Source organism: Niallia sp. Sow4_A1, assembly GCF_052116745.1.
In the GTDB taxonomy this organism is placed as follows: Bacteria; Bacillota; Bacilli; order Bacillales; family Cytobacillaceae; genus Niallia; species Niallia hominis.
Genome location: NZ_JBQKKM010000118.1, coordinates 1 through 1,295, shown reverse-complemented (window position 1 = coordinate 1,295; position 1,295 = coordinate 1). Strand labels below are relative to the sequence as shown.

1 rRNA gene is annotated in these 1,295 nt (G+C 54.4%); it reads right to left on the bottom strand.

Going from position 1 to position 1,295, the window contains the following annotated elements:
* Nucleotides 1-2: 2 nt before the first annotated feature.
* Nucleotides 3-1,295, bottom strand: a 23S ribosomal RNA gene (locus ACTQ5K_RS25395); the annotation flags it as partial.

Here is a 1,295-nt window from a genome sequence, read left to right as displayed (position 1 = left end):
TTTTAGTTAAGTCCTCGATCTATTAGTATCAGTCAGCTCCACATGTCGCCACGCTTCCACCTCTGACCTATCAACCTGATCATCTTTCAGGGATCTTACTAGCTTACGCTATGGGAAATCTCATCTTGAGGGGGGCTTCATGCTTAGATGCTTTCAGCACTTATCCCTTCCGCACATAGCTACCCAGCGATGCCTTTGGCAAGACAACTGGTACACCAGCGGTGCGTCCATCCCGGTCCTCTCGTACTAAGGACAGCTCCTCTCAAATTTCCTACGCCCACGACGGATAGGGACCGAACTGTCTCACGACGTTCTGAACCCAGCTCGCGTACCGCTTTAATGGGCGAACAGCCCAACCCTTGGGACCGACTACAGCCCCAGGATGCGATGAGCCGACATCGAGGTGCCAAACCTCCCCGTCGATGTGGACTCTTGGGGGAGATAAGCCTGTTATCCCCGGGGTAGCTTTTATCCGTTGAGCGATGGCCCTTCCATGCGGAACCACCGGATCACTAAGCCCGACTTTCGTCCCTGCTCGACTTGTAGGTCTCGCAGTCAAGCTCCCTTGTGCCTTTACACTCTACGAATGATTTCCAACCATTCTGAGGGAACCTTTGGGCGCCTCCGTTACTTTTTAGGAGGCGACCGCCCCAGTCAAACTGCCCACCTGACACTGTCTCCCACCCCGATAAGGGGTGCGGGTTAGAATGTCAATACAGCCAGGGTAGTATCCCACCAATGCCTCCACCGAAGCTAGCGCTCCGGCTTCCAAGGCTCCTACCTATCCTGTACAAGCTGTACCAAAATTCAATATCAGGCTGCAGTAAAGCTCCACGGGGTCTTTCCGTCCTGTCGCGGGTAACCTGCATCTTCACAGGTACTATAATTTCACCGAGTCTCTCGTTGAGACAGTGCCCAGATCGTTACACCTTTCGTGCGGGTCGGAACTTACCCGACAAGGAATTTCGCTACCTTAGGACCGTTATAGTTACGGCCGCCGTTTACTGGGGCTTCAATTCAGAGCTTCGCGCGAACGCTAACCCCTCCTCTTAACCTTCCAGCACCGGGCAGGTGTCAGCCCCTATACTTCGCCTTGCGGCTTCGCAGAGACCTGTGTTTTTGCTAAACAGTCGCCTGGGCCTATTCACTGCGGCTCTCGCAGGCTTGCACCCGCAAGAGCACCCCTTCTCCCGAAGTTACGGGGTCATTTTGCCGAGTTCCTTAACGAGAGTTCTCTCGCTCACCTTAGGATTCTCTCCTCGCCTACCTGTGTCGGTTTGCGGTACGGGCACCAT